A 23,425-nucleotide genomic window follows, 5' to 3' on the forward strand; every position below is an offset into this window, starting at 1 on the left:
GGGGCACCCCCGACAGGTGCCGCATAGACTCTTCCGTATGGGCACGCCGTCGAGCCTGAGCGTGTACGCGGGTCAGCCCTCCGGCCTGATCGGGAAGCAGATCGCCGGCTACCGGGTCGAGCGGATGCTCGGCCGCGGCGGCATGGCGGTCGTCTACTGCGCCAAGGACCTGCGCCTGGACCGCACGGTCGCGCTCAAGCTGATCGCCCCCGAGCGCGCCCGGGACGACACCTTCCGGCGCCGGTTCACGCACGAGTCGCGCGTGGCGGCGTCGATCGAGCACCCGCACATCGTGCCGATCTTCGAGGCCGGCGAGACGGACGGCGTCCTGTACATCGCCATGAGGTACGTCCCGGGGGCCGACCTGCGGGCCCTGCTGGACCGGGAGGGGCCGCTGCCCGTCGCGACGGCCCTGCGCATCGCCGCCCAGGTGGCGTCGGCGCTCGACGCCGCCCACGAGCACGACCTGGTGCACCGGGACGTCAAGCCGGGCAACATCCTGGTCGCCGCAGGCCCCGACAGCGAGCACCCCGAGCACGTCTACCTGACGGACTTCGGCCTGACGAAGAAGGCGCTGTCGCTCACCGGCTTCACGACGGAGGGGGAGTTCGTCGGGACGCTCGACTACATGGCGCCGGAGCAGATCTCGGGACGGCCTGTGGACGGCCGGTGCGACCAGTACAGCCTCGCCTGCGTCGTCTACGAAACCCTCGCGGGCGGGCCGCCGTTCGAGCGCGAGGAGGACGCCGCGCTGCTGTGGGCCCACCAGTTCGACCAGCCGCCGCCGCTGACGGAGCGGCGGCCGGAGATCCCGGACGCCGCCGACGAGGTGCTGTCCAGGGGGCTCGCGAAGGTGCCCGAGGACCGGTACGGGTCGTGCCTGGAGTTTGTCGCGGCCCTGCGCGCCGCCACCGCCGGCGCCGGGACGCCCGTACGGCCCCGGCACGATGACGGGCAGTCCGCCGGAACGGAAGAGCCCCCCGGGCCGCCGCCGGAGCCGCCGGAGTGGGCCCGGCCGGTCTTCGGCGGCACGCCCGGAGGGACGTGACCTTTCCCCCGCCCCCGCCCCCTCCTCCTCACCCCTTCCCGCTTCAGCCGGCGGGCCGCCCTCGCCCCGCCGTCACAGCCCCAGGGCGATGGCCAGCCGGGTCAGCTCCGCCGTGCTGTTGACGCCCAGCTTGGCGCGGATCCGCCGCAGGTAGGCGTCGACCGTGTGCTTGGAGAGGCCCATGTGGCGGGCGGTCTGGAGGTAGGTGCGCCCGGCGGCGATGTGCCGCAGCGTCTCCTGCTCACGCGGGGCCAGGGCGGCGGCGGTGGTCTCGTCGTGCACGGTGGGGGTGGTGAGTGTGAGGCTCATGGCTTTTCCTCCGCCGAATGGGCTCGGCCGTCACTGCTCACGTCCTCGGAAGCAGAGGGACTCGTTACCGAATGTCCCTTTTGTCTCTTATGGAAAAGCCTGGCTCGGGACCTTCACCGCCGTGTCCCCCGACTGTCACAGGCGCGTCACAGGCGCCCCGTCCGCTGGTCAGAACCCCAGGAGGGACTGCTCAGCCCAGATCGTCTTGCCCACCGCGGCGTGCCGCGTGCCCCAGCGCCGGGCGAGCTGCGCGACCAGCAGCAGACCCCGCCCGCCCTCGTCGAAGGTCCGGGCCCGCCGCATGTGCGGGGCCGTGCTGCTCGCGTCGGAGACCTCGCAGATCAGCGTCTTCCCCTCGTGGATCAGGCGCAGCTGGATCGGCGGCTCCCCGTACCGGATCGCGTTCGTCACCAGCTCGCTGACCAGCAGCTCCGTGACGAACGACGCCTCCTCCAGCCCCCACGCCGCCAGCTGCTCGGCGGCGTTCCGGCGGGCCTGCCCCACCACGGACGGATCGGAGGAGAGGTCCCACACCACGACCTGGTCCGCGTGCAGCGCCCGCGTCCGCGCCACGAGCAGCGCCACGTCGTCGTCGGGCTGGTGCGAGAGCATCGCCGTCAGCACCCTGTCGCACACCGTGTCCAGCGTCGAGGCCGGCCGGGCGAGCGCCCCGAACATGCTGTCCAGCGCCTCGTCGATGTCGTGGTCGCGCGCCTGGAGCAGGCCGTCGGTGTAGAGGGCGAGCAGGCTGCCCTCCGGCAGCTCCGTCTCCACCGTCTCGAACGGCAGGCCGCCCAGGCCCAGCGGCGGCCCGGCCGGCACGTCCAGCAGGTACACCGACCCCTCCGGCGAGACCACGGCCGGCGGCGGGTGCCCGGCCCGGGCGACGGTGCAGCCCCGGGTCACCGGGTCGTAGACCACGTACAGGCAGGTGGTGCCGATGCCGAGCGCCGCCTCCCCGGTGCCCTGCCGGTCGCCGTCGTCGGCGGACAGGTGCAGGACGAGGTCGTCGAGGTAGGTCAGCAGCTCGTCGGGCGGCAGGTCCACGTCGGCCAGGGTGCGCACCGCGGTCCGCAGCCGGCCCATCGTCGCCGTGGCCCGGATGCCGTGCCCCACGACGTCGCCCACCACCAGGGCGACACGCGCCCCGGACAGCGGGATCACGTCGAACCAGTCGCCGCCCACCCCGGCCTCCCCGCCGGCGGGCAGGTAGCGCGAGGAGATGTCCAGGGCGGCCTGGTCCGGCAGCGTCTGCGGGAGCAGGCTGCGCTGGAGTGTCATCGTGGTCGTGTGCTCGCGGGTGTACCGGCGCGCGTTGTGGATGCTGACGGCGGCGCGCGTCGCCAGCTCCTCGGCCGCCCACAGGTCCTCCGACTGGAACGGCTCCCGGTGCTGGTGCCGGCCGAACACCGCCACGCCCAGCGTGATCCCGTCGGCGCGCATCGGGACGACCATCGTCGAGTGCGTCCCGTACTCGCTGATCCAGGACGCGCCGGGGTCCTCGGCCGCCCACGCGGCGATCGCCGGGTCCGACGTCGCGTACACGGCGCCGCGCCCGGCCGCCAGGCACTCGGCCGCCGGGGACAGCGGCGGGTACACCGTCGTCTCCCCGACCGACACCCGTGACTCCGGGCTGCCCTCCAGGATCGACTGCACCGCCATCCGGCACACCGCGACCGGCCCGGCCGACAGCCCGGACGACGGCTCGTCGCCGCGCGGCGGGGGGTCCAGCAGGTCGACGACGGCGAAGTCCGCGAGCCGGGGCACCGCGACGTCGGCCAGCTCCTGCGCCGTGCGCGAGCTGTCCAGCGTGGTGCCGATGCGCGTGGCGGCGTCGTCCTGCGGGACGAGCACCTGCTGCCGGGTCCCCTCGATGCCCGTCCTGTCGTGCGCGGCGAGGCACACGGCGTGCACGCGGCCCTCCGGGTCCCGCAGCGGGGCCAGCGAGGTCACCCAGCCGTGCTCGGTGCTCGCCCCGGCCGGCCGGATGAAGGCGTCCACGACCTGCGGCTCCCCGGTCTCCAGCACCTGCCGCATCCGCCGCTCCGTCTCGTCGCTCACCGGGTCCGGCGCGATCTCCGGCAGGCGCAGTCCCAGCATCTCCGGCTCCGTCAGGGACAGGGTCCGCTCCATTCCGGCGTTCGCCCGCACCAGCCGCAGGTCCTGGTCGAAGACCGCGAGGAAGCAGGGCGACTGGGCGAAGGCCCACTCCCGCAGCGGCTCGCCCCAGCCGAGGCCCGGCGCGCCCGTCACTGCGGACACCACGAACCACTTCGCCGTTCCGCCGCTCGAGGTCCAGCGGTGCGCGAGCAGCCCCGCCTCCAGCCGGTGGCCGTCCCGGTGCCGCAGCGCGACGGTGCCGCTCCACCGGTCCTGCCAGGGCGCCAACCTCCGCGCCGACTCGGCCGGATCGTCCGCGAGCAGCCCGGCGGCCGGCCGGCCCACCGTCTCGGAGGCCTCATAGCCGAGCAGCCGGCGCGCGCCCTCGCTCCACTCGGTGACGACGCCCTGCTCGTTGACGGTCGCCGCGGCCGTGTACGCCGGCCCGGACGGCGCCTCCGTACCCGCAGGCCGGTCACCAGGAGAGGTGGGAAGTCGCTCCATCGCCGCTCATCTCGCCCTCGTTCGTTCCCCTGCCGCTGTCCCACGGGAACCTGCACGGCCAGGGGCTCCACACACCAGCATGATCCAGCGCGGCAGGGAGCACCAACGCAGTGCCACCGCCGGTCGCCGCCCGGCCGCCGAGCAGCGGGGTGCGGCGCCGGGCGGCTCCGAAGACGCGGCCCCGGTCCGCCCCGCGGCGGCCTCCTCCGACACGGCCTGTCGGGACCGCCGGCCGACTGCGGTGCTGCGTGCCGTGGCCCCCGGTGCCGTCAGGAGTTCTGCTGCTGGTCGCCGGGCTGCTGCTGCTCGGGCTGCTGCTCGCCGGGCTGCTGCTGTTCGCCGGGGCCCTCCGGGGCGGGCGACTGCTGAGCGGGGCTCTCCTGCTCTGCGGGGGCCGACGGCTGCACCGGGGAGGGCTCGGGGGCGGGGGGCTCGGACTGCGTCTCCCGCAGGTTCGGGCGCTCCTGCGAGGGGGGTGCGGTCGGCTCCGGTGCGGGGCTCTCCCCGGAGGGCGCGTCCGGGCGCTCGGTCTCGGCGTCCCGGAGGTTCGGACGCTCGGGCGACGCGGGCGCGGACGGCGACTCCCGGTCGGGGGACTCGGGCGCGGGCGGCCGGCTCTCCCGTACACCGGGGCGCTCGGAGGCCGGCGACTCCGGGGCCGGGCTCTCGGGCTTCCCGGTCTCGCGGCCCGGGGTCTGCGGGTCGCGGGTCTCCTTCCCCGGCGAGCGCGGGTCGCGGGTCTCGTGCCCGGGGGAGTGGGGGTCGCGGGTCCCGTGGGGGGACTTCGTCGCGGGCGGCTCGGTCGCCGGCGGGGCCGTCGGAGGCAGCGGCCAGTGCTTCGGCGGCGGCTCCGCCTTCCTGTCGCGCTTGCCGTGGTCGCCCGAGTACCGGCTCACCCACTGCCGGTCCTTCTGGTCGAAGATGACGAAGACCTTGACCGCCGTCTCCGAGCGGTTGACCACGACGACGTTCTGCGGCCGGTAACCGGGCCAGCTCTTCCCCTTCTGCTCGGGGGTGCCGGCCTGCGGGACCGCGCGGCTCAGCGGGTTGCCGCAGGCGCAGCGCACCTTCGGCTCGCCGTGGCTGTCGACCAGGACGGCCGTGCCGGACTGGAGCACCGCCTGGTAGCCGGTGGCCGCGCCGTTGCGGTAGCCGTGGTTGGTGACGCGGGTGTCCGAGCGGAGCTGTACGGGCGTCAGCGAGCGCAGGTAGCCGGGTACGGCGGACTCCTCCACCTTCAGCGCGGAGGCGAAGGCCCTGTTCTTCGCGGGGTCCGAGCCGAGGTAGCGGATCTGCTTCTCCACGTCGCAGCTGGCGAGGTTTCGGCTGCCGCCGTACAGGCCGGGCTCCGAGCCCGCCACGCTCGTGAGGGTCCGGGCGGCCGTCGGGGCAGTGCGGGGCGCCGCGGCCGGCAGCGCGGTCGTCGCGTTCGCGGTCGACGGGGTGAACGGCTCTTCGCCGGTGGACCCGGTGGGCTCCAGGATCACCTCTCCCGCCGCCGTCTGCTGTCCGCCGCCCCCGCCGTCGGGCCGGGTGAAGACGACCGCCAGGACCCCGGCGACCACCGCCGCCCCGGTCACGGTCGCGATCCGCGGCACCGAGCGCCACCACGGCCGCCCGCCGCCGCCCGGCTGCTGCTCCGGACCGCCGGGACCGCCCGGACCCCCGGGCCCTCCCGGCTCATCGGGCCCGCCCCCGCCCCCGCCTCCCCCGCCGCCGGCCGTCGGCGGGGGAGGCGGGGGGATCGGCCTCGTCGCATCGCCGGACGGGCGTCCGGAGAGCGGGCCTGAGGGCGGGCCGGTGGGGCGCTCGGAGCGCGGTTCGGAACTCACCGTTTCCCTCCCACCCGGCACCGGCACCGGCGCCGCGCGCCCGACCGGTCGTCCCGGCCGCACCCGTGCCGCCTGCCCTGCCCTTGGTGTGGGTTTGTCTGCTAGCACACATTGTGCGCCCCGGTCCCGCGGAATCCCCAACCGATCAAGGCGCGACCTGTCCCGCCCCGCCGCGCACTTCACCGACCACCACCCGTCCGAGCGCGCGGAACGAGCCTGACCAGCGCATTCCCCGCCGCTGACCCATCGTGATCTTCCTCTCCCGGAGCGTCCGGGGCCGTGCAGGTGGCGTAGATTTGCCCCGTGGCCGGCCGGCCCGGAAGCGACCACGCGTCGCGCCCCCGGGTCCCCGGCCGGTGAGCGAACGGGGAGGGGGCCTTGTGTTCGGTCGGTTCGGGCGGGGTGTGGAACAATCACCGCGCACGCGGAGGGACCGGCTGCGCGACGCGCAACTGCGCGCCCACAGCCGCTGCCTGATGAGGCGGCTGGAGCCGCAGCTGCCGCTCAGCGTCACCGCGCTGTGCGAGCGGCTCGGCGAGATGCGGGGGACGCCGATCAGCCTGCTGGAGTGGGACCTGCCGGCGGACGGCCCGTTCGGCATCCTGATCTCGCGCCGGCACGAGGACGTCATCGCCTACCAGGCGAAGACCACCAAGGCGCACCAGGCGCACATCATCCTGCACGAGGTCGGCCACATCATCGCCTACGACCTCGCAGGCGAACGGCCGGAGCAGGTGCAGCTGCGCACCTGCTACTCCGACAGGGACGAGCGGGACGCCGAGATCATCGCCTCGACGATCATGAACCAGGCCATCTCCATGAGCCGGCGTGCGCGCCGCTACGGGCTCGACGAGCCGTGGCGGCCCTCGGTCTACAACAGCCTGGTCCTCGCCGACGGGCCGACGTGAGCGTTCTCAACCTGGTCGCCATCGTCACGCTGCTCGGCGGGGCGGCCTGGATGATGCCCGCACTGGTCCAGCACCGCTTCCGCGACCCCATGAGGCTGCACCTGTTCCTCTCGCTGTTCCTCATGGGGATCGGGAACGTGCTGGCCCAGCCGCCGGTCCTTGCCCGGGTCGACGAGCACACGTTCCCCGGCTTCACGAAGATCACCTTCAACGTGGCCATCCTGATCGGTCTCGGCCTCATGGTCGGGTTCCTCCGGGAGTGCCCGCTGACCGGCTGGCGGGGGCCATGGCCCTGGGAGGCCGTCGCCTGCGCGATCTGCCTGTCCGTGATGACCGCCATGACCGCGGCCCTCCCGCCGCACTTGCGCAACCACGTCCTGACCTCGGAGTACCTTGTCGACTGGCGGGTGCGCACCTTCTACAACTTCGGCAACTTCTACCTCTTCTTCGGGTACGCCGCCTGCGCACTGCTCGCCGCCCGGCACGCCCGCAAGGGCCGCTCGCTGCGCCGGCTCTCGCTGAGTGTCATCTCCGGCGGTCTGACAGCGCTCGCCCTCACCTGCGTGTTCCGCTTCCTGTGGGTGAACCTGCCGACCCTGCGCGAGCCGGGTCGGGCGATCACGTACGCCGACGACTTCGTCTTCGGCCAGGTCGCGACGATCGTGGTGTGCGCGGGGCTCAGCCTGCCCTGCTTCGTCAGCGTCGTGCAGATCGTGCGCGAGCGGCTGGACCACCGCGCGCAGTTCCTCGGCCTGGAGGAGCTGTGGAACCGGCTGGTCGAGATCCACCCGGAGCTGGTCCTCGACCACCACCGGCGGCGGCGGAACCGCCTGCTCGTCAGCGCTTCGGCGGTCTACCGCCGGTACGTGGAGTGCCGCGACGGGCTCACCCGTCTCGGCCCCTACCTGCGGCTCGTCGCCGAGGAGTCGCAGGGGGCGGTGCGGGAGGACGACCCGCGCACCTCGGCCTGCCTCGTGGACCGCGCCCTGCGCCGGCTCCGCGAGCAGGACGGCGCGGGCGGCGCGCCGTCGTCGGCGTCCGTCTTCGTCCTCGCCCCCGGCTCCGGGGGCCGCGCGGGCGGCACCGACTACGAGGAGGACCTGGGCGCCCTGGTCAGGCTCTCCCTCGAACTGCGCACGATGCGGGCGGCGCCGCGCCCGGCGGGCCTCTGCGGGGGCATGGGCGGGCCTGCGCCCGATACGGTCTAGGAGTCCGGTGCGCCGTCGCGCCCGGACGGCTGCTGCTTCCGCGAGGCGTCCAGCACGTCCATGATCGAGAGCAGCTGGTCGCGCAGCTCCGGCGTGAACTGCCCGGCGCGCAGGGCGATCGAGCGGACCTGCCGGTCGGCCAGGGCCGCCCACTCCTCGGGCAGTTCGGAGGTGCGCGCGGGAGGCTCCTCGTCGATGAGGGCGCTGACCGAGACGGGCAGGGTCATGTCCCGTCCCTGGAAGTACGTCACGATCGCCGACAGGACGCTGACCGTGGGGTTGGTCTGCGAGCCGTTGCGGAGGGCCGTCAGGTAGCTCCGGGAGATCGTCACGTTGTGCCGGGGGTCCTCCGAGATGGCCTGGGCGACCTCGGCGGTCGACGGCTCGCGCAGCCGGCCCACGGCGTCCGCCGTGGCGGCATCGGCGAACCATGCGTTCAGGCGTTCCGCCAGCGTTGCCATGCGACCGACCTCCGGTGCTTTCGTCGGGTTTCGTCAGTGAGCACAGAGGCCTTCACGCTCGACCGTCTTCCCGTGCACGCGCACTCTCGCTTGTCACAGCGGCGCTTGCGGAAAGTATAGCACACATGACGCCCTGCAAGCGTTGCTGCTACTATACTCGACGAGGCGCCGATGGAAACTTCTCTTGCCCTGTCATATGGCGCTCGAACTGGAGGGGACATGCGCAGCGGTACTGCTTTCACTCAGGGGCTCCGCCAGGCCGTCGGCGACGGCCCGGCATGGACGGTCGAGGCCGTCCGCCAGGTGCGTTACCACGTCGTCAGCTCCGACGGCCTCTTCGAACCCGGCAACACGGCGCTGCTCGACGGGTGCCCCGACGTGCCCATGAAGCGGGGCGAGCGGCGCCTCGTCGTCATCGACGAGAACGTCGACGTGCTCTACGGGGCCCGGGTGCGCGACTGGTTCGCCGCCCACGGCATCGAGGCCGCCGTCGTCCCGCTGCGCGCCGACGAGACCGTCAAGCAGTGGGACGCCGTCTCCCGCGTCGTCGACGCGATGAACGACTTCGGGATCGACCGCCGCCGCGAGCCCGTCCTCGCGATCGGCGGCGGCGTGCTCACCGACATCGTCGGCTTCGCCGCCAGCCTCTACCGGCGCGGAACGCCCTACATCCGGATCCCCACCACCCTGATCGGCCTGGTCGACGCCGGAGTCGGCGTCAAGACCGGCGTCAACTACGAGCGCGGGAAGAACCGGCTCGGCACCTACGCGCCGGCCACGGCGACCTTCCTCGACCGGACCTTCCTGCGCAGCCTGCCGTACCGGCACGTCAGCAACGGCCTCGCCGAGATCCTGAAGATGGCCCTCATCCGCTCCGAGGACCTGTTCCGCCTGCTGGAGGAGCACGGCCCGGCCGTCCGCGCCGACCGGTTCCAGGGCACGACCCCGGAACTCGCCGCCGCCTCCGACGCCATCGTCGCCGAGGCCATCCACCTCATGCTCGAAGAACTCCAGCCCAACCTGTGGGAGTCGGAGCTGGAGCGCTGCGTCGACTACGGCCACACCTTCAGCCCCACCCTGGAAATGCACGCCCTGCCCGAGCTGCTCCACGGCGAGGCCGTCGTCATCGACATGGCGCTGACCACCGCCATGGCCACACTGCGGGGAGACGTCACCGCCGCCCAGGCCGACCGCATCCACTCCGCGATCCGCGGCCTCGGCCTGCCCGCCTGGAACGACGTCCTGCACGACACCGCCCTGCTGGAGGACGCGCTGCGCGACACCGTCCGCCACCGCGACGGCCGGCAGCGGCTCCCGCTGCCGATGGGCATCGGCCGCCACCGCTTCGTCAACGACGTCACCCCCGGCGAACTCCGCGACGCCGCCGCCCTGCTGTGGGAGCACCACCGCCCCGCCGAGCCCGCCGCCGCGGCGCCGGCCCGCGTCCCCGAGCAGGTGGGCGCATGACCTCCCCCGACCGCACCGCACCCCCGGCCACCGCGGTCGTCGTCGGCGGGTCCACGGGCATCGGCCGAGGCATCGCCGACGCCTGGGCCGCCCGCGGCATCGAGACCCACGTCTTCAGCCGCAGCCGCCCGGCCGGCCCGGGCGGCGACGCCCTGGTCTGGCACCCCCTGGACTTCAGGGACGCCGGTGCCTCCGCCGAGGCGCTCCGCTCCGGCCTGCCCGCCCGCGCCGACCTCGTCTGCTACTCGGCCGTCTACTTCACCTCCCGGCGCGAGCCGTTCCTGGAGACCGGCGAGGCCGACTGGCTCGACCAGTTCGCCGTCAACGTCCACGGCCTGGCCCGCACGCTGAGGGCCGCCATGCCCCTGCTGCGGGCCGCCGCCCCCGGCCTGTTCCTGCACGTCTCGTCCGAGGTGGTCTACAACGCCGGCCCCGGGCGCGCCGGTTACGCCGCGACCAAGGCCGCAGCCGACTCCCTCGTCCGCTCCCTCGCGCAGGAGACCGACCCCGCCGAGGTCCGGTTCGTCCAGGCGCTGCCCGCCGGCATGGTCGACACCCCCGGTATCCGGGCCCGCCGCCCCCAGGACTTCGACTACAGCGGCTACATGGCCCCGGCCGCCTTCGCCCCGCTCGCCGACCGGCTCGCCCGCACCCGCGGAGCGGCCGAGCACGGCGAGGCACTCGTGGTGCAGCCCGACGGCAGCTGGTCGCCGGTCCGCGAAGGACTCCCGGCGTCCCAGTCGCAGCCCCTGGACGCCCCGCGCCAGTAGGGCGCCACCCCCAGCACGGCCGGGCAGCCCGGCGACCACGACCCAGGAGGACCCTTGTCAGACATACCCACCTCGGCGCTGCTGTTCGACATGGACGGCACGCTGGTCGACTCGACCGGACTCGTGGAGTCCACCTGGGCCGGCTTCTGCACACGCCACGGACTGGACCTCGCCGAGGTACTGTCCTACGCCCACGGCCGCCCCACCCGGGAGACCGTCGGCCGCTTCCTCGCCGACCCACCGCTCGCCGAATCCGAGACGCGGCGGCTCGTCGCGCACGAGGAGTCCGAGACCGCCGGCATCACCGCCGTCCCGGGCGCCGCCGAACTCCTCGCCGCCCTGCCGCCCGGCTCCTGGGCCGTCGTGACCTCGGCCGGCCGCAGGCTGGCCGAGGTCCGCATGGCCGCCGCCGGACTGCCGCTGCCCGCGCTCATGGTCACGGCGGACGACGTCGAGCACGGCAAGCCCCACCCCGAGGGCTTCCTGCGCGCCGCCGCAGCCCTCGGGGCGGACCCGGCCTCCACCCTCGTCTTCGAGGACTCGCCCGCCGGAGTCCGGGCCGGCCTGGACAGCGGCGCACGCACCATCGTCATCGGCGGCCTCACCGCCCACGACGGCGAAGCCGAGCGGTACCCAGACTTCCGCGGCTTCCGGGCCGCCGCCTCCCCGGCCGGCCCCGCCCGCCTGGTCCTGACCACCCCCGAGCCGGCCGCCGCCCGTACGGGGGAGGGCCGGTGACCGCGCCCCCGGCTGCGCCCCCCGGGACCACGGCCGCACGCGCGACCCTCGCGGCCGACATCGGCGGCACCTGGACGCGGCTGCGGACCGGCGGGCCCGGAGCCCCCGTCGAACGGCTCCGCTCCCCGAGCCGGCTCAACCACCCCGGCCGGCCCGTCACCGAACTCCGCGCCGACATGGTCGACATGCTGTGCGCGGCCGCCCCCCGAGGCGCCGCCGCCGCACTCTCCTTCGGGGCGGCCATCGACCACCTCACCGGCACCGTCTACGGATCGGCCCCCCTGTGGGGAGCCGAGGCCGAGCCCTACGACCTCGGGGCGGAACTGCGCCGCCGCCGCCCCGACGTCGCCTGGAGCCTCGTCAACGACGTCACCGCCGCCCTCGCCGACTTCGTCGTCGAACACGCCCGGCACGGCACCCGCCGCATCGGCTACCTGACGATCAGCAGCGGCATCGCCCTGCGCGTCGCCGACCTGGACAGCCGCCGGATACCCGTCGACGACCGCGGCCTCCAGGGCGAGGTCGGCCACCTCCCCGCCATGGTCACCGGCGCTGCGCCGGAGCGGACGGGCCTGCTGTGCGAATGCGGGGCACCCGACCACCTCGCCTCCGTCGCCTCCGGACCCGGCATCGCCCGCGTCGCCGCCCGCCTCGGCATCGACGCGGGCCCCGGCCTCCCCGCCTGGCTGCCCGCGGCACTCGCCGACGGCGACCCCGCCGCGCGCCGCCTCCTCGAACTCTGCGTCGAACCCGTCGCGAACCTGCTGCGCACCCTGTGGTGCCTAGACCCCCACCTCGACCTGCTCGGCCTCGGCGGGGGAGTCGTCGAAGGGCTCGGCGCCCGCTACGCCGACGAGCTGCGCCGCCAACTCGCCGCCCCCACCTCGTACGCCGACCCGGGCAGGGACGGCGCCTGGCTCGCCGAGCGGCTCGTCTTCTGCGGGCCCGGCGCCGTGGACCCGCTCCAGGGCGCCGAGCGGATCGGGCGCTGGCTGCCGGGGATCGTCCGATGAGCGCGGCGACCCACCGCGCCCTGCGGCGCCTGCCCCCGGACGCCCGCGGCCGTACCCGCGTCGAAGTGGCCGAGGTGCCGACGCCGACCCCCGCGCCCGGCGACATGCTGCTGGCCCCGCTGACCGCCGGCATCTGCGGCACCGACTGGCAGATCCTGCGCGGCCTGCGCCGCGACCCCAGCCCCGTCCCCGGCCACGAGGGCGTGGCCCGCGTCGTCGAGCCCGGCGACTCCGGGCTGCCCGCCGGCCGGCTCGTCACCGTCAACCCCACCCACCCCGGCGACCCGTCCTTCCTCCTCGGGCACAACCTGCCCGGCCTGTGGGCCGAGCGCACCCGCATCCCCGCCGCCGCCGTCCGCGCCGGGCTGGTCCTTCCCGTCCCGGACGGCGCCGCAGCGCCCCGGGCCGCCGCCCTCGCCGAGCCCCTCGCGTCCGTCCTGTACGGGCTGCGGATCGCCCGGCACACAGTGCGGCCCGCCGCCCTGGCCGTCTGGGGCGACGGAACCGTCGGCCGGCTCGCCCGCGAGGCCTGGCAGCGCGAACTCCCCGGCCTGCGCACCCTGCTCGTGGGGCACGGCGCCGACGCCGTCCACCCGCTCGACCCCGGCCTGCCGCACATGCTGGCCGGGCTCCCGGGGCCGGTCGCCGCCGTGATCGCCACCCCGCGCACCGGAACGCGGCAGGCGCTGGCCGCCCTCGACCGCCACGTCCGGGGCACCCTCCTCGTGGACGTGCACGCCGGCCTGCCGGAGGGCCCCGTCCCACTGACCGCCGGGCCCGTCGACGTCGCGGCGCTGCGTGCGGACAACTGCGGGGGCCGGCCCTGGCCGCCCCGGGTGCACCGCCTCGACCGCCCGGCCGGCCCCCTGCTGCTGTACGGGCACCGCGGGGTGGGCGGAGAGCACCTGCGGCAGGCCTTCGACCTCCTCCTGGCCGGCGGCTCCGCACCGGCGGGGGCCGGCGTCCTCACCCACACCGTGGACCTGGAAGGCGCCGCCGGCCTCGTCAACTCCGTCCTCGACGCGGACGACCGGTCCGCAGGCGGCCGGCGGGTCCTCAAGGCCGCCATCCTGATCGGCGGGCCGGCATGACCCCGGCCGTCGCCGCACCCCAGTGGCGGATCGGCACCGACCGGCGCCGCGCCGCCCGCACCGCACTCGCCGCCGGGGCGGACCTGCTGCACCTGGACTACGGCGGCGCCCACCGCGGCACCCCGCTCGGCGAACCCGCCGCACTGCGCGAAGCCGCGGCGATCGCCGGGGACATCCCGGTGCCGGTCCTCGCCGTCAACCACGTCAACGACCTCGGCCTCGCCGAGGAGCGGGGCACCGCCAACCCGGCGGCGCTCGCCCTCCTGGAGCGCGCCCAGGACTGCGCGCTCCGCCTCGGCGCCGGGGTGCTGCACGTCCCCGGCTTCCGGCGCAGCACGCCCGCCACCGCAGGACTGCGCGCCGGCACCGCCGATGCCCTGCGCACGCTGTGCGAACGCGCCGCGTCGGCGGGCCTCGTCCTCGCCTACGAGTCCCCCCTCGGCCACCGCGACCTCCTCGCCCTGGCCCGCCGCGTCGACCACCCGGCCCTGCGCCTGGTGCTCGACACCGGCAACCTCCGCGACGCAGGCGAGGACCCCCTGGCCTTCGCCCGCGAGGCCGGGGCGGCCGGGCTGCTCCTGCCCGACCTGCACGTGAAGGACCCCGCGGCCGGCCCGGCGGCCCCCGGCTCGGCCTTCGCGGAACTGCCCGCACTGCTGGCGCGGTCCGCGGCCCGCTCCGTGCTCGTGGAGAACGACTACCGGGGCGCGGGGGCCGCCCGCCTGCCCGAGGACATCAGACTGTGCCGCGCCGCGGCCGAACCCACCCGACCCGAGGATCCACGATGAAAGCCATTCAGCTCACCGGCCCCCGCGCGGTGTCCGTCGCCGAGGTCGAGCCGCCCGCACCCGGCCCCGGGGAGGTGCTGGTCCGGGTGGCCCTGCTCGGCCTGTGCGGAACCGACCTCGGTTTCTACGACGGCACGAGCAACTACCTCCGCGACGGCTGGAAGAGCTACCCGTTCGTCCCCGGCCACGAGTGGATCGGCACCGTCGTCGGCCTCGGCCCCGGCGCCGACCCGGAGCTGGCCGGACAGCGCGTCTCCGGGCACAACTTCCGGCCCTGCGGCACCTGCCCGCACTGCCGCGCCGGCCGCATCCGCTACTGCCCCGACCGCAGCGAGATCGGCGTGCTCGGCGACTGCCCCGGAGCCGGCGCCGAACTGATCACCGCGCCCGCGGACACCCTGACCCGCATCCCCGACGCCCTCTCCGACGAGGCGGGGGCCCTGCTGGAGCCGACCGCCGCCGCCGTCCACGCCATCGACCGGCTCGCCGTCGGCGCCCGCGACCGCGTCGCGGTCCTCGGCGGCGGCACGCTCGGGCTCGCGGCCGCCCAGGTGGCCCGGGCACTCGGCGCCGACCCCGTCGTCTTCGACCCGCAGCCCGCGGCCCGCGACCTGGCGCGGCGGCTGGGACTGCGCGCCTCCGCCGCACCCGCGGGCCCTGACGAGGAGCGCTACGACGCCGTGGTGGAGGCCTCCGGCAGCACCGCGGCGGTCCGCGCGGCCGTCCGCCTCGTCGCCGCGGGCGGCCGGATGGCCCAACTGGGCACCCCGCACCACGCCGTCGACGGCTTCGACGCGGCCGCCCTGGTCATCCGGGACGCCACCGTCCACGGCGTCCTGTCCGGCATCGGCCACTGGGACCGGCTCGTGGCCCTCGTCGAGGAAGGGGCCGTGGACCTGGACGCCCTCGTCGACCGCGTCTTCCCGCTCACCGCACCGGACGCCGCCTTCGCCCGCCTCGCGGACGGCGCGCGGACCCGCCCGAAGATCCTCGTACGGATGGACGCCGCCGCGGCCGGTGCGGGCCGATGAGCCCTGCGGCGGCCACGGCGGCGGCGCGCCGGCCGGCCGGCGCCACCGCGGCCCGGCTGGCGGTGCTCGCCGCGGCCACCTTCGTGTATGTCACCTTCGAGGTCTTCCCCGTCGGGCTGATCCGCGACATCGCCCGGGACCTCGACGTCTCCGAGGGCCGGGTCGGCCTGCTGATCAGCGGATACGCGGTGGTCGCCGCGGTCGTCACCGTCCCCGCGGTGGCGCTCGCCTCGCGCATGTCGCGCGGCACGGCGCTGGCGGCCTCCCTGGTCGTGCTGTTCGCCGCCGAGGTGCTGGCCGCCGCCTCGACCGGGTTCGCGATGATGGCCGTCAGCCGGGTCGCCGCGGCCCTGACACACGGGGTGCTCTGGTCGCTCGTCGCCCCGGCGGCCGCGGCCATGGTGCCCCGCGGGCAGGTGGGGAGCGCCACCGCCGCCGTGTTCGGCGGCGCGTCGCTCGCGGCGATCGTCGGGAGCCCGGGCACGACCCTGGTCGGCGGTCTCATCGGCTGGCGGGCCACCGCCCTGCTGCTGGCGGCCGCCACGGCGGCCGTCACCTGCGCGCTCGTGTGGGCCGTCCGGCCGGGAGCGGCCGCCGCGGTCCCGGAGGACACCGCTCGGGCCGCGGCCGGGGGCGACGCGCGCGGGCAGGTGGACTGGCCCGCGGTGCTGCGGCTGTGCGGCACCGCGGTCGTCCTCGTGACCGCGCACTTCCTCAGCTACACCTACTTCGCCGTCATCGTGGCCGACGCCGCGGGCGGCGGTGCGGGACCGGTCACCGCCCTGCTTGCGGCCTTCGGTGTCGCGGGGGCCGTCGGGACGTACCTGATCGGCCGGCACGGCGACCGGGCGCCGCAGCGCGCGGCGGCCGTGACCATGGCGGCTTTCACGGCCGGAGTGGCCCTGCTCGCGCTGGCGTTCGCACCGGTGCCGCCCGCAGCGCGCCTCGCCGCGGCCGCCGTCGCCGTGGCGGTGTGGGGCGGTGCCTTCGCTGCGGCCGGGCCCGTCTTCCAGACGGGAGTCATGAGGCTGGCCGCGGGGGACGCCGACCGTGCGTCCTCGGTGTACGTCACCGGCTTCCAGGTGGGCATCGCCGGCGGATCGGCCCTCGGAGCCGCCCTGTTGGGCGGCCCCACGGCCCTGCTGCCGGCCGTCTCCGCCGTGCTTGCGGCGGCGGTGCTGGCCGTGGTGCTGCTGAGGCGGCCGATTCCCTCGGCGCGCCTCACGTAGCTGCCGCCTGCACAGGCGAACGAGCTCGCGACAACGACAGCACGAGCCCTCCATCGTCCCAAATGCTTGTATAGTGGCCAAGTCGCCATTAAGCTGATCATTGGGTTTCGATAGAGACTCCGATACCGGTAGCGGCGACAGGCGGTGCGCAGCGCGAACTGCCCGCGCCGCCCCACCGGTCGAAGTCCGGCGGCCCGCCCGCGCACCGCCCGCGCGCCCGTCCACCGCCCGCCGCCCCGCTGCACACGAGAGGCATTCCATGCGGTCCCGTATGGCTGTACTGATCCTGGCCATCTTCTGCGTCGGCACCGCCGAACTCGCCCCCAGCGGCATGCTGGGCGACCTGGCCGAGGACCTGTCGGTGACGATCCCCACCGCGGGCCTGCTCGTCACCGTCTACGCGCTGACCGTGGTCGTCGCAGGACCGCTCGTCACCGCGGCGTCCACCCGGATCCGCCGCAAGTACCTGCTGGTGGCGCTGCTGCTGGTGTCCGTTGCCGGCAACGTCCTCTCCAGCCTGGCGCCCACCTTCGCCCTGCTGGTCGCCGGCCGCATGCTGACCGCCGTCATCCACGGCACCTTCCTCGCCGTCTGCGTGGTCACCGCGGGCGGCATGGCCGCCGAGGGCAAGGAGGGATCCGCGGTCGCCGCCACGCAGCTCGGCGTGAACCTGGCGACCGTGCTCGGCGTCCCCCTCGGCACCCTCGTCGCCCAACAGCTGCACTGGCGCGCCACCTTCGGGAGCGTCGCCGTGCTCGCCCTGGCCGCCGCAGCCCTGATCCTGCTGGTCATCCCGGACGACGGCCGCACGGCCGGCTCCTCCGCCGCGCACGAACTGCGGGTCTTCAAGGAGTGGCAGGTGGTCGGCACCGTCCTCGCCACCGTCCTGTGCTCGGCCGGCATGTTCACCCTGATCACCTACATGGTGCCGCTGCTGACCGACGTCGGCGGCTTCCCCGCCGCCTGGGTGCCGGCCGTCCTCGTGGCCTACGGCATCGGCTCCGTCGCCGGCAACGCCCTCGGCGGCAGGTACGCCGACCGGTCCGCGGACCGGGCCGTACTCCGCCTGTCCTGGACGCTCGCCGCCGTCTGCCTCCTGTACTGGGCCGCCGCGCCGTACGCCGCCGGCGGCGCCGTCTTCCTGCTCCTGTTCTCCATGGCCACCTTCGCCCTGATCCCCGGCCTCCAGACGAAGGTCCTCTCCGCGGCGGCGGACGCCCCGACGCTGTCCCTGACCGCCAACATGTCCGCCTTCGGGCTCGGCGCCGCCCTCGGCTCCTGGGCCGGCGGCCGGCTCATCGACCAGGGCCTCGGAACCCGCGCCGTCACGCTCGGCGCCGCCGCGTTCACCGCCCTCGGAGCCCTGCTGATCGCCCAGACCGTGTACGCCGGCCGGCGCCGGGCCGCCGCCACCGCCGCGGCAGCCGAACCCGCCACCGCCACCGCCGCCACCGCCGCGCCGGCCTCCTGAAACCGCGCCCACCGAACGAGGAAGGCAGCACCGCCCATGCCCAGCAGCCCCGTGCCTCCCGCCAGACCCCCGCTCCCCTCGCTGACGGGCCTGCGGTTCGTCGCCGCCGCCCTGGTCTTCTTCTTCCACGCCTCGCTGGTGTTCATCTCCATGAACCCCTTCGCCGACGAGGACGTCGCCGACGGCTTCCGCTGGCTGTTCAGCAAGGCCGGCTGGATGGGCGTGTCGTTCTTCTTCGTCCTCAGCGGCTTCGTCCTGACCTGGTCGGCCAAGCCCGGCGACACCGCCACCGGGTTCTGGCGCCGCCGCCTGCTGAAGATCTTCCCCAACCACATCGTCACCTGGGCCGCCACGATCGTCCTCTTCGCCGGTACGGCCGTCCCCGCGCACGTGTGGCTGCCGAACCTCTTCCTGATCCAGTCCTGGTTCCCCGACCCGGCCGTCCACATGGGCCTCAACACCCCCGCCTGGTCGCTCTGCAGCGAGCTGCTCTTCTACCTGCTCTTCCCCCTGCTGATCGGGCCCGTGCTGCGGATCAGGGAGCGGGCGCTGTGGGGCTGGGCCGCCGCCATGGCCGCCTGCATGGCCCTCGTACAGCTCGCCACCGACTTCCTCGCACCCGCGAGCCCGCCCGCCCCGGGCACCGACGTGACCGTCTGGCAGTTCTGGTTCGGCTACAACTTCCCCCCGATGCGCATGTTCGAGTTCGTCCTCGGCATGCTGCTCGCCCGGCTCGTCCTCGCCGGGGCCTTCCCCCGCGTACGGGTCCTCCCCGCCGCCCTGCTCTGCGTGGCCGGCTACGCCGCCGCCCTCGAAGTGCCGTTCCTGTACGGCCTCACCCTCACCAACATCGTCCCGATCTCCCTGCTGATCTGCGCGGTCGCCCGCGCCGACGCCGACGGCACCCCGACCGGGCTGCGCAGCCGCACCATGCAGTGGCTCGGCGAGGCATCCTTCGGCTTCTACCTCGTCCAGCAGATCGTGCTGTCCTTCACCCGCACCACGCTGATGGACCACCGCACGTACTCCGTCCCCGTCGGGATCGCCGTCATCGCCGCGGAGTTCGCCGCCTCCCTCGTCCTCGGCCGGCTGCTCCTGGTGTGCGTGGAGCGCCCCCTGATGCAGCGCTGGGCGCGGCCCCGGAGGAAGCAGCCGGCCGCCCCCGCCGAAGCCCCGTCGCAGCGCTCCCTGACCCACGCCTCCTGAAAGGGCCGACCGCCCATGACCCCGCCGTCCCCGATTGCCGCCCCCGGCACCGCCCCCGGGCCGTCCAGAGCCAAACTGCCCTCGCTGACGGGTCTGCGCTTCATCGCTGCCGCCCTGGTCTTCTTCTTCCACGCGACCTTCAGCGACCCGCCCATGAACCCCTTCGCCGACCAGGCCTGGGAGGAGGGTTTCCGCTGGCTGTTCAGCAAGGCCGGCTGGATGGGCGTGTCGTTCTTCTTCGTCCTCAGCGGCTTCGTCCTGACCTGGTCGGCCAAGCCCGGCGACACCGCCACCGGGTTCTGGCGCCGCCGCCTGCTGAAGATCTTCCCCAACCACATCGTGATGTGGGCGCTCGCCATGGTGCTGTTCGCCGGAGCGATGACACCGCTGTCCGCCTGGCTGCCGAACCTCTTCCTCGTCCACTCCTGGTTCCCGCAGCACGAGACCTTCATCAGCGTCAACCCGCCCAGCTGGTCGCTCTGCAGCGAGCTGCTCTTCTACCTGCTCTTCCCCTTCCTGATCGGGCCCGTGCTGCGGATCAGGGAGCGGGCGCTGTGGGGCTGGGCCGCCGCCATGGTCGCCTGCATGGTCGCCGTCCAGCTCGCCACCGACTTCCTGCTGCCGCAGAACCCGCCCACCCCCGAGGGCTTCGGCATCTCCCTGTGGGAGTTCTGGTTCGGCTACAACTTCCCGCCGGTCCGCATGTTCGAGTTCGTCCTCGGCATGCTGCTCGCCCGGCTCGTCCTCGCCGGGGCCTTCCCCCGCGTGCGGATCCTCCCGGCGGCCCTGCTCTGCCTGGCGGGCTACGCCGCAGCCATGGCCGTGCCGTTCCTGTACGGCCTCAACGTCGCCACCATCATCCCGGTGTCGCTGCTGATCTGCGCCGTGGCCCGGGCCGACGTGGACGGCGCCCCGACGGTGCTGCGCGGCCGCACCATGCAGTGGCTCGGCGAGGTCTCCTTCGGCTTCTACCTCGCCCAGTACGTGGTGATGTACTACGGCCGCACCGCGCTGATGGACGAGCGGCTCTTCGCACCGCTCCCCGGCGTCCTGGTCCTCCTGGGCTTCTTCCTCGCGACGCTGCTCGTCGGCTGGCTGCTGCTGGTGTGCGTCGAACGCCCCGTCATGCGGCGCTGGTCCCGGCCGCGGCCGCGGCTGCCCCAGGCCCCCGGGGCACCTGCCGAAGAGCGCGAGCCCGCCCCGGCGCTGCGCTGAACCCCGCCCACCGACCCCCTCGCGGACGGCATCCCGTCCGCGCCCCCTTCGACAGTGAGGAGCCTCCCGTGCCCACGATCGACGTCAACGGCACCCCCGTCCACTACACGGTGCAGGGCAGCGGTCCCGCCCTGCTCTTCGTCCACGGCACCGGCGGTGACGGCGAAGCCCAGTTCGGCCACATCCGGGAGCACTTCAGCGACCGCTACACGGTCGTCACCCCGGACTGCTCCGGCAGCGGCCGCACCCCGCTCCACGCCGACGAGCTGAGCCTGGACGAGCTCGTCGAACAGGTCGTCGGCACCGCCCGGGCGGTCACCGACGGGCCCTTCGACATCGTCGGGTTCTCCCTCGGCGCGGTCGTCGCGGCGGCCGCCGCCGCCCGGCACCCGGAGCTCGTCCGCCGCCTCGTCGTCATCAACGGCTGGGCACGCAACGACGACCCGCGCCAGCAGCTCGCCGTCGACCTGTGGCGCCGCCTCCCCGACATCGACGGAGAGGCCTTCGCCGCCTACAGCGCCCTGCTGATCTTCTCGCCGGCCTTCCTCGCCGGCTTCGGCGGCGACGGCGTCAAGGCGACCGTCGCCGGGATCAAGGCCGAGGCGCACACGCTGCGGCAGATCGAGCTGGACCACCGCGTCGACATCAGCGACCGCCTCCCCGCCATCACCGCGCCGACCCTCGTCATCGGCTCCACCCGGGACGCCCTGATCCCCGTCGAGCACGCACGCGAGATCCACGCCGCCGTCGCGGGCAGCGAGTACGCCGAGCTGGAGAGCGGCCACATGGTCATCTTCGAGAAGACGGCCGAGGTCGTCGAACTCCTCGGCGGCTTCCTCGACCGGGACTGACCCGGCAGCACGCCCCGCGGGACCGGAGCGGGCCCGGCCGCACCACCGGCCGGCGCCCGCCCGCCCCGGCGGGCCGGCCCCGCCCATCCACGCACCCTCCGGAGAGAGCCCGTGTCCACCACCGCGGAACCCGCCGCGACACCGACGGAGCGCGCCGCCGAGCACCGACAGGCCGTGCACGGCCGGCTCCCCTCACTGACCGGCCTGCGGTTCATCGCCGCCCTGCTGGTGTTCTGCTACCACTCCTCGCTCGCACTGCCCGCCCTCAACCCGTTCGCCTCGAAGGACGTCGCCGACGGATACCGGTGGCTGTTCGGCAACGCGGGCTGGGCCGGGGTCAGCTTCTTCTTCATCCTCAGCGGCTTCGTCCTGACCTGGTCGGTCCGGCCCGGCGACGCGCCGCGGCACTTCTGGCGCCGCCGCTTCTTCAAGATCTACCCCAACCACCTGGTCACCTGGGTGCTCGCCCTGGCGCTGCTGTCCGGGGCCACCACCCAGTGGTGGCAGGCCGTGCCGAACCTCTTCCTCGTCCACGCCTGGATCCCCGAGTTCTCCGTCTTCCTCGGGGTCAACCCGCCCAGCTGGTCGCTCGCCTGCGAGCTGTTCTTCTACCTCTGCTTCCCGCTGTTCCTGCACGGGATCAAGCGCATCCCGCCCGCGCACCTGTGGCGCTGGGCCGCCGGGACCGCCGCCGCGGTCGTCGCCGTGCCGACCCTGGCCTACCTGCTGCTCCCGGGCGACCCGCCCATGCCCGAGGGCTCCCCGGCCTCCGTCTGGCAGTACTGGAGCGTGTACATGCTGCCGCCGGTGCGCGCCCTGGACTTCGTGCTCGGCATGCTGATGGCGCGGATCGTCGTCACCGGCCGCCGGTTCGGCGTCCGCCCGCTGCCCGCCGCGGCCGCGTGCCTCGCCGCGTACGCCCTGTCCCTGTACGTGCCCTGGCTGTACGCCCTGGACGCGGTGTTCGTCATCCCGATGGCGCTGCTGATCCCGGCCGTCGCCCTGCAGGACGTCTCGGGCCGGCCCTCGCCGCTGCGCGGCCGGGCGGCGGTCTGGCTCGGCGAGGTCTCCTTCGCCTTCTACATGGTCCACCTCATCCTCCTGAACGTCGTCCGCGAACACCTCCTCGGCCCCGACACGTTCTTCGGTACCGCCGCCGGCATCGGCGTGCTGGTGCTGGAGGCCCTCGCGACGCTCGCCGTGGCCTGGCTGCTGTACGCGGCCGTCGAGAAGCCCGCGATGCGCCACCTGGGACGCACACGAAAGGCACAGCCTTGAAAGCAGTCACCTTCGGTTCCCACGGCCCGCCGGAAGTCCTCGCCGTCACCGAGCGGGACATCCCGCAGCCGGGCCGCGGGGAGATCCTCCTCCGGGTCGCCGCGGCCGCCGTGAACCCGGTCGACCTGGCCGTGCGCCGCGGCGACATCCCCTCCCCGGTGCTGCCCGCCGTCGTCGGCTGGGACGTCTCCGGCACCGTGGCCGCCACCGGCCCCGCGGCAGGCCGCTTCCGGCCCGGCGACCGCGTCGTCGCCCTGCGCCCCTCACTGGCCGACGGGGCCGGCGTGTCGGCCGAGTACGTCGCCCTCGACGAGCGGCTCGCGGTCCCGGCGCCGGCCGGCGCCCCGCTGGAGCACGCGGCAGCCCTGCCGCTGGCCGCGCTCACGGCCGAGCAGGCCCTCGACCGGCTCGGCCCCGGCTTCGCGGGCCGGCTCCTCGTCTGCGGCGCCGCCGGCGCGGTCGGCGGATACCTCGTGCAGCTCGCCGCCCTGCGCGGCCTGCACCCGGCCGCCCTCGCCCGCCCCGACGACGCGGACACCGTACGCGGGCTGGGTGCCGCCGAGGTGTTCACCGGGGCCGCGCCCCCGCCGGCAGGCGCGTACGACGCCGTCATCGACGCGGCGGGGCGGCCGCGGACGGTCGAGGCCGTCCGCGACGGGGGGCGCTTCGTGTCCCTGACGCCGTTCGCCGTTCCGGAGCCCGAGCGGTCCGTCGACGTCGAGGTGTACGGGGTGCGGACCGACCCCGCCGTGCTCGACACCCTGGCGCGCCGCGTCGAGCAAGGGCAGCTGGCGCTGCGGATCGCCCGCGTGCTGCCGTTCGAGGAGGCGCCCCGGGCGCACGCCCTGCTGGAGGCGGGCGGGACCCGCGGGAAGATCCTGCTGGCCCCGGCGCCCTGACGCCCTGC

The 23,425-nt window shown here is 74.8% G+C and carries 20 protein-coding genes and 1 pseudogene; 17 read left to right on the top strand and 4 right to left on the bottom strand.

Going from position 1 to position 23,425, the window contains the following annotated elements; translation table 11 throughout:
• The first annotated feature begins 37 nt into the window (after positions 1-37).
• Positions 38-1,048 carry a serine/threonine-protein kinase gene (locus MUK52_RS27145; protein ID WP_114056510.1) on the top strand — a complete coding sequence of 337 codons (1,011 nt, stop codon included), beginning with the start codon at positions 38-40 and terminating at the stop codon, positions 1,046-1,048.
• Positions 1,049-1,120: 72 nt separating this feature from the next.
• Here MUK52_RS27145 and MUK52_RS27150 read toward each other — a convergent pair whose 3' ends face one another.
• The 3 genes and pseudogenes from MUK52_RS27150 to MUK52_RS27160 all read right to left on the bottom strand — a co-directional run.
• Positions 1,121-1,357: a response regulator transcription factor gene (locus MUK52_RS27150; protein ID WP_114056509.1), complete on the bottom strand. Its 237-nt coding sequence runs from the start codon at positions 1,355-1,357 to the stop codon at positions 1,121-1,123.
• A 168-nt stretch (positions 1,358-1,525) separates the two neighbouring features.
• Positions 1,526-3,961, bottom strand: coding sequence for a SpoIIE family protein phosphatase (locus tag MUK52_RS27155; protein ID WP_114056508.1), 2,436 nt, complete (start codon positions 3,959-3,961; stop codon positions 1,526-1,528).
• A 500-nt stretch (positions 3,962-4,461) separates the two neighbouring features.
• A pseudogene (locus tag MUK52_RS27160) lies at positions 4,462-5,793 on the bottom strand (DUF6777 domain-containing protein); the annotation flags it as partial.
• Between the two features lie 404 nt (positions 5,794-6,197).
• Here MUK52_RS27160 and MUK52_RS27165 point away from each other — a divergent pair.
• Together MUK52_RS27165 and MUK52_RS27170 are read left to right on the top strand one after the other, a co-directional pair.
• Positions 6,198-6,701: a hypothetical protein gene (locus MUK52_RS27165; protein WP_284580867.1), complete on the top strand. Its 504-nt coding sequence runs from the start codon at positions 6,198-6,200 to the stop codon at positions 6,699-6,701.
• Positions 6,698-7,909: an MAB_1171c family putative transporter gene (locus MUK52_RS27170; RefSeq protein ID WP_284580869.1), complete on the top strand. Its 1,212-nt coding sequence runs from the start codon at positions 6,698-6,700 to the stop codon at positions 7,907-7,909. The genes MUK52_RS27165 and MUK52_RS27170 overlap by 4 nt, the downstream gene beginning before the upstream one ends.
• On the opposite strand, the gene MUK52_RS27175 is transcribed toward MUK52_RS27170, so the two are convergent.
• Positions 7,906-8,370 carry a hypothetical protein gene (locus tag MUK52_RS27175; protein WP_114056504.1) on the bottom strand — a complete coding sequence of 155 codons (465 nt, stop codon included), beginning with the start codon at positions 8,368-8,370 and terminating at the stop codon, positions 7,906-7,908. The two genes, MUK52_RS27170 and MUK52_RS27175, sit on opposite strands and share 4 nt — an antisense overlap.
• A gap of 219 nt (positions 8,371-8,589) precedes the next feature.
• On the opposite strand from MUK52_RS27175, the gene MUK52_RS27180 reads away from it, so the two are divergent.
• The 14 genes from MUK52_RS27180 (at position 8,590) to MUK52_RS27245 (ending at position 23,417) form a co-directional block, all read left to right on the top strand.
• Positions 8,590-9,837, top strand: coding sequence for a sedoheptulose 7-phosphate cyclase (locus MUK52_RS27180; RefSeq protein ID WP_284580871.1), 1,248 nt, complete (start codon positions 8,590-8,592; stop codon positions 9,835-9,837).
• Entirely contained in the window at positions 9,834-10,607 is a 774-nt protein-coding gene (locus MUK52_RS27185) for an SDR family NAD(P)-dependent oxidoreductase (protein WP_284580873.1), read from the top strand. Before MUK52_RS27180 ends, MUK52_RS27185 begins: the two co-directional genes overlap by 4 nt.
• A gap of 54 nt (positions 10,608-10,661) precedes the next feature.
• Positions 10,662-11,345, top strand: a complete 684-nt coding sequence (locus tag MUK52_RS27190) for an HAD-IA family hydrolase (RefSeq protein ID WP_284580875.1) — start codon at positions 10,662-10,664, stop codon at positions 11,343-11,345.
• Positions 11,342-12,358, top strand: coding sequence for an ROK family protein (locus tag MUK52_RS27195; protein WP_284580877.1), 1,017 nt, complete (start codon positions 11,342-11,344; stop codon positions 12,356-12,358). The genes MUK52_RS27190 and MUK52_RS27195 overlap by 4 nt, the downstream gene beginning before the upstream one ends.
• On the top strand, positions 12,355-13,449 hold the full coding sequence (locus MUK52_RS27200) for an alcohol dehydrogenase catalytic domain-containing protein (RefSeq protein WP_284580879.1): 1,095 nt from the start codon (positions 12,355-12,357) through the stop codon (positions 13,447-13,449). Before MUK52_RS27195 ends, MUK52_RS27200 begins: the two co-directional genes overlap by 4 nt.
• The gene (locus MUK52_RS27205) at positions 13,446-14,237 is read left to right on the top strand and encodes a sugar phosphate isomerase/epimerase family protein (protein WP_114056498.1); all 792 of its coding nucleotides are present in this window, start codon (positions 13,446-13,448) and stop codon (positions 14,235-14,237) included. Before MUK52_RS27200 ends, MUK52_RS27205 begins: the two co-directional genes overlap by 4 nt.
• Positions 14,234-15,268 carry a zinc-dependent alcohol dehydrogenase gene (locus MUK52_RS27210; protein WP_284580883.1) on the top strand — a complete coding sequence of 345 codons (1,035 nt, stop codon included), beginning with the start codon at positions 14,234-14,236 and terminating at the stop codon, positions 15,266-15,268. Before MUK52_RS27205 ends, MUK52_RS27210 begins: the two co-directional genes overlap by 4 nt.
• Complete coding sequence (locus MUK52_RS27215; protein ID WP_284580885.1) at positions 15,265-16,497, top strand: MFS transporter; 1,233 nt, start codon at positions 15,265-15,267, stop codon at positions 16,495-16,497. Before MUK52_RS27210 ends, MUK52_RS27215 begins: the two co-directional genes overlap by 4 nt.
• A gap of 271 nt (positions 16,498-16,768) precedes the next feature.
• Positions 16,769-17,968, top strand: coding sequence for an MFS transporter (locus MUK52_RS27220; RefSeq protein WP_162793267.1), 1,200 nt, complete (start codon positions 16,769-16,771; stop codon positions 17,966-17,968).
• 36 nt (positions 17,969-18,004) lie between these two features.
• Positions 18,005-19,174 carry an acyltransferase family protein gene (locus MUK52_RS27225; RefSeq protein WP_284580888.1) on the top strand — a complete coding sequence of 390 codons (1,170 nt, stop codon included), beginning with the start codon at positions 18,005-18,007 and terminating at the stop codon, positions 19,172-19,174.
• Between the two features lie 15 nt (positions 19,175-19,189).
• Positions 19,190-20,389, top strand: coding sequence for an acyltransferase family protein (locus tag MUK52_RS27230; protein WP_284580891.1), 1,200 nt, complete (start codon positions 19,190-19,192; stop codon positions 20,387-20,389).
• A 68-nt stretch (positions 20,390-20,457) separates the two neighbouring features.
• Positions 20,458-21,240 (top strand): alpha/beta fold hydrolase, encoded by a 783-nt coding sequence (locus MUK52_RS27235; protein WP_114056492.1) that lies wholly within the window; start codon positions 20,458-20,460, stop codon positions 21,238-21,240.
• Between the two features lie 111 nt (positions 21,241-21,351).
• On the top strand, positions 21,352-22,518 hold the full coding sequence (locus MUK52_RS27240) for an acyltransferase family protein (RefSeq protein WP_284580894.1): 1,167 nt from the start codon (positions 21,352-21,354) through the stop codon (positions 22,516-22,518).
• Positions 22,515-23,417 (top strand): NADP-dependent oxidoreductase, encoded by a 903-nt coding sequence (locus tag MUK52_RS27245; RefSeq protein WP_284580896.1) that lies wholly within the window; start codon positions 22,515-22,517, stop codon positions 23,415-23,417. The genes MUK52_RS27240 and MUK52_RS27245 overlap by 4 nt, the downstream gene beginning before the upstream one ends.
• Positions 23,418-23,425: the final 8 nt, after the last annotated feature.

Origin of the sequence: Streptomyces sp. 2P-4 (assembly GCF_030167965.1) — a bacterium.
Lineage (GTDB): Bacteria > Actinomycetota > Actinomycetes > Streptomycetales > Streptomycetaceae > Streptomyces > Streptomyces globosus_A.

What these genes read in the sequence shown, in the direction of transcription:
- MUK52_RS27205 (WP_114056498.1), top strand. Translation starts at nt 13,446, where the DNA reads ATGACCCCGGCCGTCGCCGCACCCCAGTGGCGGATCGGCACCGACCGG.
- MUK52_RS27155 (WP_114056508.1), bottom strand. Translation starts at nt 3,961, where the DNA reads ATGGAGCGACTTCCCACCTCTCCTGGTGACCGGCCTGCGGGTACGGAG.
- MUK52_RS27175 (WP_114056504.1), bottom strand. Translation starts at nt 8,370, where the DNA reads ATGGCAACGCTGGCGGAACGCCTGAACGCATGGTTCGCCGATGCCGCC.
- MUK52_RS27150 (WP_114056509.1), bottom strand. Translation starts at nt 1,357, where the DNA reads ATGAGCCTCACACTCACCACCCCCACCGTGCACGACGAGACCACCGCC.
- MUK52_RS27200 (WP_284580879.1), top strand. Translation starts at nt 12,355, where the DNA reads ATGAGCGCGGCGACCCACCGCGCCCTGCGGCGCCTGCCCCCGGACGCC.
- MUK52_RS27185 (WP_284580873.1), top strand. Translation starts at nt 9,834, where the DNA reads ATGACCTCCCCCGACCGCACCGCACCCCCGGCCACCGCGGTCGTCGTC.
- MUK52_RS27180 (WP_284580871.1), top strand. Translation starts at nt 8,590, where the DNA reads ATGCGCAGCGGTACTGCTTTCACTCAGGGGCTCCGCCAGGCCGTCGGC.
- MUK52_RS27220 (WP_162793267.1), top strand. Translation starts at nt 16,769, where the DNA reads ATGGCTGTACTGATCCTGGCCATCTTCTGCGTCGGCACCGCCGAACTC.
- MUK52_RS27215 (WP_284580885.1), top strand. Translation starts at nt 15,265, where the DNA reads ATGAGCCCTGCGGCGGCCACGGCGGCGGCGCGCCGGCCGGCCGGCGCC.
- MUK52_RS27145 (WP_114056510.1), top strand. Translation starts at nt 38, where the DNA reads ATGGGCACGCCGTCGAGCCTGAGCGTGTACGCGGGTCAGCCCTCCGGC.
- MUK52_RS27210 (WP_284580883.1), top strand. Translation starts at nt 14,234, where the DNA reads ATGAAAGCCATTCAGCTCACCGGCCCCCGCGCGGTGTCCGTCGCCGAG.
- MUK52_RS27225 (WP_284580888.1), top strand. Translation starts at nt 18,005, where the DNA reads ATGCCCAGCAGCCCCGTGCCTCCCGCCAGACCCCCGCTCCCCTCGCTG.
- MUK52_RS27230 (WP_284580891.1), top strand. Translation starts at nt 19,190, where the DNA reads ATGACCCCGCCGTCCCCGATTGCCGCCCCCGGCACCGCCCCCGGGCCG.